The following is a 9,312-nucleotide window of genomic DNA, read 5'->3' as shown; positions in this document are numbered from 1 at the left end:
TTCTGATAAACAGAATCTGGTCTTGTTCGCTTTTTCTTCAAGTGAGGAAGCTGATGGTCATTGAAGTCCTTAAGCCGCAAACCAATTACTACCATTTAGGATGTTTTGATGACAATTTAAGAAAGAGCAATCTATTCCTAGAAATAAATGCTAAACTATGATTGTTCCTAAACATGATTTAGTAGATCGGTGGTCTGGTTCAACCCTAAAAGAATAGAGCTGATCTTACAAGTTAATCAGAAGAGTATTATTGAATTGGATTTAGAGATAGTTAGTAGAAAAAAGAAAATCTGAAATTTGATGCTCTTATGTGAGCAAGACTAAGAAGTTATTCTATTCATTCCTTTATTTGTAGAAAGCTTTGGGGAGTATCTATGAAATTTAATAAATATGCCTATCCCTTAGCGCAAGCCTGTTTGGGTTTGTATTTATTCGCTAATGGAGGTAGTTTGATCAATTTAGATATTGGGGTTATCCTTGTCTTACTATCCCTGATCAAGGGAGTAGAAATCTATAAAGAGGAAAGAAAACACAGATGAGCATCGTTAGTAAGTGGAGATGCTGGAGTTCAGGAAAGAAGAGGTAGTGGTTTGCAAAAGTTGAAAAATAGTTTAAAATTTGTAGGAATGATTTTACTGATTATAAATGTAAATACATTTCCCATGAGAATGCTGGCTCTCGAAGACTCTAGTTCTCTATCCTTAAAGTGGACGACTAGTATTGGGTATTTGGTACTTGCTACTTTCTTGCTAGTTGCTGTTTGGCGACAATATAAAAAGAAAATTCCAGACCAGCAGAAGACTCTCAAATTTACCTGGAAGGATTTTGGAATAGCCCTTTTATTTTATGTGGCTACTCGACTAGTAGCGATTGTAGGTACTCTCCTGATCCAAGTGGTTACTGGAAATCCAACATCTGCTAACGATGCTGCCTTGCTGGCTACAAGTGAGCAGATCACTCGAGTTTTTCCTCTGTTTTTCATCGCCTTTCATTTTGCAATTGGTATATTTGCTCCAATCATGGAAGAATTAGTATTTAGAGGATTCTTCAGCCACTATTTTTTTAAAGATGATCAAAAGTGGTTGAAATTGCTAATAAGTTCTGCGATTTTTGGCTATCTGCATATGTTTTATCCGATAGAGTTTGTAACTTATTTTTTACTGGGAGTGATATTTTACTTAGCCTATGCTCGTAGAGGGAATATCCTTGATTCCATAGCTGTTCATTTGCTAAATAACGGAGTTCTAGTACTGGTATCTATTTTAAACTATCTATTTTTAGTTTTTAGCTAATACTCTTCGAAAATCAAATTCAAACCACGTCAGCGTCGCCTTGCCGTACTCAAGTACAGCCTGTGGCTAGCTTCCTAGTTTGCTCTTTGATTTTCATTTAGTATAAAATATATTCAAAAAATGATTGGTTTAAAGGCTGATCATTTTTCTGTTGCAAAGATTAACTTTTTCTGATTAATACTGAAGACAGCAATAAAAAAACCAGCGATTCAATCACTGGCTGTTAGATAGTTCTTTTAGGAAGCTCCATTGGTAGTAGACGTTTTTGTATCTGTTGTTTGAGTGCTAGAAGAAGGAACAGTCGGTTGTTCTTGTTTACTGCTAGTATCTTCTTTCTTACTTTCTGCACTGCTACTAGATTGAGTTGTTGTTTCTTCTTGTGTGTTTTCTTTTGTAGAAGTATTGTCCTTGTTTGGAGTAGTATTCTCTTGAGGGGATTCCTTTTGAATCTCTTTTATGACTGTTGTCTGGGTTGTCGTAGTTTCTTTTTTAGAGTTATTGTTGTTATTATTATTATTCATAGCATTCATGATGGTGATACTTGCAGTAATCAGCCCCAGAATACTACCGATAGTAGCAATCGTTTTTTGAAAAACAGTAAATCCTTTTTTGATGTGTTCCGTTTTAGGTTTTGATGTTCTACGATAATTAGACATAATATCTCTCCTTTACTAAAATTCATTATACCGAAAATCTTTAAAAAAAACTTAAATGAACCTGAATTGCCTTTCTTGTCGCCTGAACTGTTTCGTGATACAATAGAAGGAGTGATTTTAGAAAGCGTGAGAAACCATGATTTACTTTGATAATTCGGCAACGACTAAGCCTTATCCAGAAGCACTTGAAACCTATATGCAAGTGTCTGCAAAAATTATTGGAAATCCTTCAAGTCTCCATCGTTTGGGAGACCAATCTAGCAGAATTTTAGAAGCTTCTCGACAGCAGATTGCAGATTTGATTGGCAAGAAAAGCGAAGAAATCTTCTTTACCTCTGGTGGGACTGAAGGGGATAATTGGGTTATCAAAGGTGTGGCTTTTGAAAAAGCGCAATTTGGTAAACACATTATTGTGTCAGCTATTGAGCATCCAGCAGTCAAGGAGTCAGCTCTTTGGCTTAAGACTCAAGGTTTTGAAGTGGATTTTGCACCTGTAAATGAAAAAGGATTTGTAGATGTAACTGCTTTAGAAAACCTACTTCGTCCTGATACAACGCTAGTCTCTGTTATGGCAGTCAACAATGAAATCGGCTCAATCCAGCCTATTGAAGCTATATCAGAACTATTAGCTGATAAGCCAACGATTTCCTTCCATGTTGATGCGGTTCAAGCTTTAGCTAAGATTCCGACAGAAAAGTATTTGACTGACCGAGTGGATTTTGCGACCTTCTCTAGTCATAAATTCCACGGAGTTCGTGGTGTTGGATTTGTCTATATCAAGTCTGGCAAGAAAATTACACCGCTTTTAACTGGTGGTGGCCAAGAGCGTGACTATCGTTCAACAACTGAGAATGTAGCAGGAATTGCAGCAACAGCCAAGGCACTGCGTCTAGCTATGGAAAGATTGGAATTGTTTTCTAACAAAACGAGTCAGATGAAGGAAGTCATCCGTCAAGCTCTTCTCGACTATCCAGATATTTTTGTTTTCTCAGGTGAGGAAGACTTTGCTCCTCATATTCTGACCTTCGGAATTAAGGGAGTTCGTGGGGAAGTTATCGTTCATGCTTTTGAAGACTATGATATTTTCATTTCTACAACATCAGCTTGCTCGTCCAAGGCTGGGAAACCTGCTGGAACCCTGATTGCCATGGGGATTGAAAAGGATAAAGCCCAGTCAGCAGTACGCCTCAGCCTAGACCTAGAAAATGACATGAGTCAAGTTGAGCAATTTTTGACCAAACTAAAATTAATCTACAATCAAACTAAAAAAGTAAGATAGGAGCATTCATGCAGTATTCAGAAATTATGATTCGCTACGGAGAGCTTTCAACCAAGGGTAAAAATCGGATGCGTTTCATCAATAAACTACGTAATAATATCTCAGACGTTTTGTCCATCTATCCTCAAGTTAAAGTGACAGCAGACCGCGATCGTGCCCATGCTTATCTGAATGGGGCAGATTATGAACCGGTGGCAGAGTCACTCAAGCAAGTTTTCGGGATTCAAAACTTTTCTCCAGTCTATAAGGTTGAAAAATCTGTAGAAGTTCTGAAATCTGCTGTCCAAGAGATTATGAAGAATATTTACAAGGAAGGTATGACCTTTAAAATCTCAAGTAAGCGTAGCGACCACAACTTTGAGCTAGATAGCCGGGAACTCAACCAGACACTTGGTGGAGCAGTATTTGAAGCTATTCCAAATGTGCAGGCACAAATGAAAAATCCTGACATTAACCTTCAGGTGGAGATTCGTGAAGAAGCAGCCTACCTTTCATATGAAACTATTCGTGGTGCAGGTGGTTTGCCTGTCGGAACTTCTGGCAAAGGCATGCTCATGTTGTCAGGAGGGATTGACTCTCCTGTTGCTGGATATCTAGCTCTAAAACGTGGAGTGGATATCGAGGCTGTTCACTTTGCGAGCCCTCCCTACACTAGTCCAGGTGCCCTCAAGAAAGCCCAGGACTTAACCCGTAAATTGACCAAGTTCGGAGGAAATATACAATTTATCGAGGTTCCCTTCACGGAGATTCAAGAAGAAATCAAGGCTAAAGCGCCAGAAGCCTATCTCATGACACTGACTCGTCGCTTTATGATGCGGATTACTGACCGTATCCGAGAAGTGAGAAAAGGTTTGGTCATTATCAATGGGGAAAGCCTTGGTCAGGTGGCTAGCCAAACCCTAGAAAGTATGCAGGCTATCAATGCGGTGACTAATACACCAATCATCCGTCCAGTCGTGACCATGGATAAGTTGGAAATCATTGACATTGCACAAGAAATTGATACCTTTGAAATTTCTATCCAGCCCTTTGAAGATTGTTGTACGATTTTTGCGCCTGATCGTCCGAAGACAAATCCTAAGATTAAGAATGCTGAACAGTATGAAGCTCGAATGGATGTCGAAGGTTTGGTTGAGAGAGCAGTAGCGGGAATTATGATTACTGAAATTACACCTCAGGCTGAGAAGGATGCAGTCGATGAGTTAATCGATGATCTCCTTTAATCAGAAAAACCAGAGGAAAAGATAAAATAAGTAAAAAAAGTTAGTTTATTGTCTTAAATTTGGACGGAAACTGACTTTTTTTCTATTTTTATGATATAATTAGGTAAAATTTTGAATATAGAGAGTTTTCTGACAATGAATCAATCTTATTTTTATTTAAAAATGCGAGAGCATAAATTGGTGGTTCCCTACACAGGTAAGGAGCGCCGCGTACGTGTTCTCCTCCCAAAAAACTATGAGAAAGATACGGATAGAAGTTATCCAGTCGTGTATTTCCATGATGGACAAAACGTCTTTTATAGTAAGGAATCCTACGTCGGCCATTCCTGGAAGATTATCCCAGCCATCAAGCGAAATCCGGATATCAGTCGCATGATTATCGTGGCTATTGACAATGATGGTCTTGGACGGATGAATGAGTATGCAGCTTGGAAATTCCAAGAGTCTAATATTCCTGGTCAACAATTTGGTGGTAAAGGTGTCGAGTACGCAGAGTTTGTCATGGAAGTGGTTAAGCCCTTTATTGATGAAAACTATCGGACAAAATCAGACCGTAAACACACTGCCATGATAGGATCTTCACTTGGTGGGAATATTACCCAGTTTATTGGTTTAGAATATCAAGACCAGATTGGTTGCTTGGGAGTTTTCTCCTCTGCCAACTGGCTTCATCAAGAAGCCTTTGATCGCTATATTGAACGTAAAAAGCTTTTGCCTGACCAACGAATCTTTATCTATGTTGGAACGGAAGAAGCAGATGACACAGATAAGACCCTAATGGCTGGCAATATTAAGCAGGCCTATATCGACTCTTCCCTTCGCTATTATCATGATTTGATAGCAGGAGGAGTTCAGTTGGAAAATCTCTCTCTCAAGGTTCAGGCTGGAGCCATTCACCATGAAGTGCCATGGTCAGAAAATCTTCCAGCTTGCCTACGCTTTTTTGCAGAAAATTGGTAACTAGTATAAAGGAGACAGGATATGAATATTGAACATCTTAGCCACTGGAGTGGTCATCTAAATCGTGAAATGTACGTCAATCGTTACGGACACGCAGGTATCCCAGTTGTTGTCTTTGCGTCCTCAGGTGGTAGCCACAATGAATACTATGATTTTGGCATGATTGATGCATGTGCATCCTTTATTGAGGAGGGCCGTGTTCAGTTCTTTACACTTTCAAGTGTCGATAGCGAGAGCTGGCTTGCGACATGGAAAAACGGTCATGACCAAGCTGAAATGCACCGTGCTTATGAGCGATACGTTATTGAAGAAGCTATTCCTTTTATCAAGCATAAGACGGGCTGGTTCGATGGCATGATGACGACAGGTTGCTCTATGGGAGCTTACCATGCTCTTAACTTTTTCCTACAACATCCGGATGTCTTCACCAAAGTCATTGCTCTTAGTGGTGTCTACGATGCACGTTTCTTTGTCGGTGATTACTACAATGATGATGCCATCTATCAAAATTCACCAGTAGACTATATTTGGAATCAAAATGATGGTTGGTTTATCGACCGTTACCGTCAAGCTGAAATTGTGGTTTGTACGGGACTAGGTGCTTGGGAACATGATGGCCTACCTTCTTACTACAAGTTAAAAGAAGCCTTCGATCAAAAACAAATTCCTGCCTGGTTTGCAGAATGGGGACACGATGTTGCCCATGACTGGGAATGGTGGCGCAAACAAATGCCTTATTTCCTCGGTCACATGAGTCTATAAAAGGAGTTGCTTATGAATTATCTTGTAATTTCACCCTATTACCCACAAAATTTCCAACAGTTTAGTATTGAACTAGCCAATAAAGGAATCACCGTTCTAGGGATTGGGCAAGAACCCTATGAACAACTAGATGAACCATTGCGCAATAGCTTGACTGAGTATTTCCGAGTTGATAATCTTGAAAATCTTGATGAAGTTAAACGTGCAGTAGCCTTTCTTTTCTACAAACATGGTCCAATTGATCGCATCGAATCACACAATGAATACTGGCTAGAGTTGGACGCTGCCCTTCGTGAACAATTTCATGTCTTTGGTGCCAAACCAGAAGACCTCAAGAAAACTAAGTTCAAGTCTGAGATGAAAAAACTCTTCAAAAAAGCTGGGGTTCCAGTTGTGCCAGGTGCAGTTATTGAAACAGAAGCAGACGTTGATAAAGCTGTGAAAGAAATTGGACTTCCAATGATTGCCAAACCTGACAATGGAGTAGGTGCAGCAGCAACCTTTAAACTTGAAACGGAAGATGATGTCAATCACTTTAAGGCTGAATGGGACCACTCAACCGTTTATTTCTTTGAGAAATTTGTCACCTCTAGTGAGATCTGTACTTTCGATGGTTTGGTAGATAGAGATGGGAATATCGTCTTTTCTACGACCTTTGACTATGCTCACACACCTCTCGATCTTATGATTTACAAGATGGACAATTCTTATTATGTTCTAAAGGAGATGGATCCAAAATTGCGTAAATATGGTGAGGCAATTGTCAAAGAATTTGGCATGAAGGAACGTTTCTTCCATATTGAGTTCTTCCGTGAGGGTGATGACTATATCGCTATTGAATACAATAACCGTCCAGCGGGTGGTTTCACCATTGATGTCTATAACTATGCCCATTCTTTTGATTTGTATAAGGGCTATGCAGCGATCGTTGCGGGTGAACCATTCCCAGCTTCTCAATTCGATCCTCTATACTGCTTGGCAACATCTCGTCGCGCTAATGCCAACTATGTTTATTCAGAAGAAGACTTGCTCGCCAAATATGGTCACCAGTTCAAGGTCAAGAAAATCATGCCGGCTGCCTTTGCTGAATTGCAAGGAGACTTTCTCTATATGCTAACGACGTCAAGTCGTGAAGAAATGGATCAGATGATTAAGGACTTTGGTCAGCGTCAAGAATAATTAAAATTTTGACTTAACAAACTCTCTTTGTTAGGTCTTTTTTGTAGACTTGAAATAAAAGCGTTTTCCCGCAGGATTCTTTTAGAAAATCTGTTGCTAAAAGGCTTAAAAATTGATAGAATAGGGATTGTCTAAAAAATATTAAGGAGAATCTATCAATGGATTTCGCATGGGCAGTCAAATATGCCACTGAATTTTTGGGAACAGCCATCTTGATTATCTTGGGAAATGGTGCAGTTGCCAACGTTGAACTTAAAGGTACGAAAGGTCACCAAAGTGGCTGGCTCGTTATCGCTGTTGGTTACGGTATGGGGGTTATGATCCCTGCCTTGATGTTTGGTAATGTTTCTGGTAACCACATCAACCCAGCCTTCACTCTTGGTCTAGCAGTTAGCGGACTTTTCCCTTGGGCACAAGTAGCACCATACATCGTTGCACAAGTCTTGGGAGCAATCTTCGGACAAGCCTTGGTTGTTGCAACTCACCGTCCTTACTACTTGCAAACTGAAAAAGCAAACAATATCTTGGGAACTTTCTCAACAATTTCAAGTATCGACCACGGAACAAAAGAATCACGCTTTGCGGCAACAGTTAACGGTTTTATCAACGAGTTTGTTGGTTCATTCGTTCTCTTCTTTGCAGCACTTGGTTTGACAAAGGACTTTTTTGGTGCTGAAGTTCTCCAATATATGAAACAAATGGCGACTCAAGCAGGTCAAAATGTTGACTTCTCTGATTTGGCAATTAAAGCTCAAGTAGCGCCTCATACAGCTGCAGGACTTTCTGTTGGTCACTTGGCACTTGGTTTCTTGGTAATGGCCTTGGTAACATCTCTTGGTGGACCAACTGGACCTGGTTTGAACCCAGCTCGTGACTTTGGACCACGTCTCCTTCATGCCTTCCTTCCAAAATCAATCCTTGGTCAACACAAGGGCGATTCAAAATGGTGGTATGCTTGGGTACCAGTAGTTGCACCGATTGCAGCTGGTATTGCAGCAGTAGCGCTTTTCAAATTACTTTACCTATAATCACAAGAAAACTGGGAAGACCCAGTTTTTTCTTGTCTACGAAAGTCGAGTTTTTAGAGGCTCTTTGTCAACTGTAGTGGGTTGATGAAAAGTTATAACCTGGAGAGGACCAACTTGGTTCTCTCCTTTTTGATATTCAAAGCAATGAGGATTCTAATTTTAAAGTTTTCAAAGTTCCGGAAGCCAAAAGCATTGCGCTTGATGACCTTAATGAGGTTATTGGTAGCCTCTAGTTTTGCAGTTGAGTAGGGCAGTTCCAGTGAGTTCATGATTTTGTCCTTGTCTTTCAAAAAGGTCTTAAAAACAGTTTGAAAAATAGGATTTACACAAGAAATCGTTTCTTCAATTAGTTCAAAGAAATGGTCTGTTTGTTTCTCTTGGAAATGAAACAGTAATAGTTGATAGAGTTCATAGTGCTCTCTAAGTTCTTGAGAGTATGCAAGGAGCTTTTCGAGAATCTCTTTATTGGTCAAGTGTGAGCGAAAAGTCGGGCGATAAAATCGTTTATCGCTTAGTTTACGGCTATCCTGTTGAATGAGTTTCCAGTAACGTTTTAGTGCCTTATATTCGTGCGATTTACGATCAAAACGATTCATGACTTGGATGCGAAGACGATTCATAGCTCGACTGAGATGTTGGACAATGTGAAAGCGGTCGAGAACGATTTTAGCGTTAGGAAAAAGTTTTCTGGCAATATCGTAATAGGGACTAAACATATCCATGGTAATGACTTTCACGCGACTTCTCACCTGACTAGAATAACGAAGGAAATGATTACGAATAGTCACTTGAGTCCGTCCATCTAAGATAGCTACGATCTTTCTGGAATCAAAATCCTGTGCAATGAAACTCATCTTACCTTTCTTGAAGCTGTATTCATCCCAAGACATGTGAGTTGGAAGGAAAGATAAATCTGTCTTGAATTTGAATTCT

Annotated in this window: 10 protein-coding genes; 8 read left to right on the top strand and 2 right to left on the bottom strand. The window is 39.8% G+C overall.

Annotated features, from left to right (window positions below):
- Positions 1-374 precede the first annotated feature (374 nt).
- Together HMPREF1116_RS12050 and HMPREF1116_RS03195 are read left to right on the top strand one after the other, a co-directional pair.
- On the top strand, positions 375-539 hold the full coding sequence (locus tag HMPREF1116_RS12050; protein ID WP_007554479.1) for a hypothetical protein: 165 nt from the start codon (positions 375-377) through the stop codon (positions 537-539).
- Positions 540-590: 51 nt separating this feature from the next.
- On the top strand, positions 591-1,292 hold the full coding sequence (locus HMPREF1116_RS03195; protein ID WP_001170760.1) for a CPBP family intramembrane glutamic endopeptidase: 702 nt from the start codon (positions 591-593) through the stop codon (positions 1,290-1,292).
- A 236-nt stretch (positions 1,293-1,528) separates the two neighbouring features.
- Here HMPREF1116_RS03195 and HMPREF1116_RS03190 read toward each other — a convergent pair whose 3' ends face one another.
- Positions 1,529-1,948, bottom strand: coding sequence for a DUF6556 family protein (locus HMPREF1116_RS03190; protein WP_000073911.1), 420 nt, complete (start codon positions 1,946-1,948; stop codon positions 1,529-1,531).
- 136 nt (positions 1,949-2,084) lie between these two features.
- Here HMPREF1116_RS03190 and HMPREF1116_RS03185 point away from each other — a divergent pair, with 136 nt between their 5' ends.
- The 6 genes from HMPREF1116_RS03185 (at position 2,085) to gla (ending at position 8,379) form a co-directional block, all read left to right on the top strand.
- Positions 2,085-3,227 (top strand): cysteine desulfurase family protein, encoded by a 1,143-nt coding sequence (locus HMPREF1116_RS03185; RefSeq protein ID WP_000638945.1) that lies wholly within the window; start codon positions 2,085-2,087, stop codon positions 3,225-3,227.
- Between the two features lie 8 nt (positions 3,228-3,235).
- Positions 3,236-4,450 carry a tRNA uracil 4-sulfurtransferase ThiI gene (thiI, locus tag HMPREF1116_RS03180; protein WP_001200055.1) on the top strand — a complete coding sequence of 405 codons (1,215 nt, stop codon included), beginning with the start codon at positions 3,236-3,238 and terminating at the stop codon, positions 4,448-4,450.
- A gap of 135 nt (positions 4,451-4,585) precedes the next feature.
- Positions 4,586-5,410, top strand: coding sequence for an alpha/beta hydrolase (locus tag HMPREF1116_RS03175; RefSeq protein ID WP_001076728.1), 825 nt, complete (start codon positions 4,586-4,588; stop codon positions 5,408-5,410).
- A 21-nt stretch (positions 5,411-5,431) separates the two neighbouring features.
- Entirely contained in the window at positions 5,432-6,172 is a 741-nt protein-coding gene (locus tag HMPREF1116_RS03170) for an esterase family protein (RefSeq protein WP_001019250.1), read from the top strand.
- Positions 6,173-6,184: 12 nt separating this feature from the next.
- On the top strand, positions 6,185-7,351 hold the full coding sequence (locus HMPREF1116_RS03165; RefSeq protein WP_001108594.1) for an ATP-grasp domain-containing protein: 1,167 nt from the start codon (positions 6,185-6,187) through the stop codon (positions 7,349-7,351).
- Positions 7,352-7,509: 158 nt separating this feature from the next.
- Complete coding sequence (gene gla / locus HMPREF1116_RS03160) at positions 7,510-8,379, top strand: aquaglyceroporin Gla (RefSeq protein ID WP_000344872.1); 870 nt, start codon at positions 7,510-7,512, stop codon at positions 8,377-8,379.
- A gap of 92 nt (positions 8,380-8,471) precedes the next feature.
- On the opposite strand, the gene HMPREF1116_RS03155 is transcribed toward gla, so the two are convergent.
- On the bottom strand, positions 8,472-9,312 hold an 841-nt coding region (locus HMPREF1116_RS03155), incomplete at its 5' end, for an ISL3 family transposase (protein ID WP_000341209.1).

The organism is Streptococcus sp. SK140 (assembly GCF_000259525.1).
Lineage (GTDB): Bacteria > Bacillota > Bacilli > Lactobacillales > Streptococcaceae > Streptococcus.
This window is presented reverse-complemented; position numbering and strand designations above follow the sequence as displayed.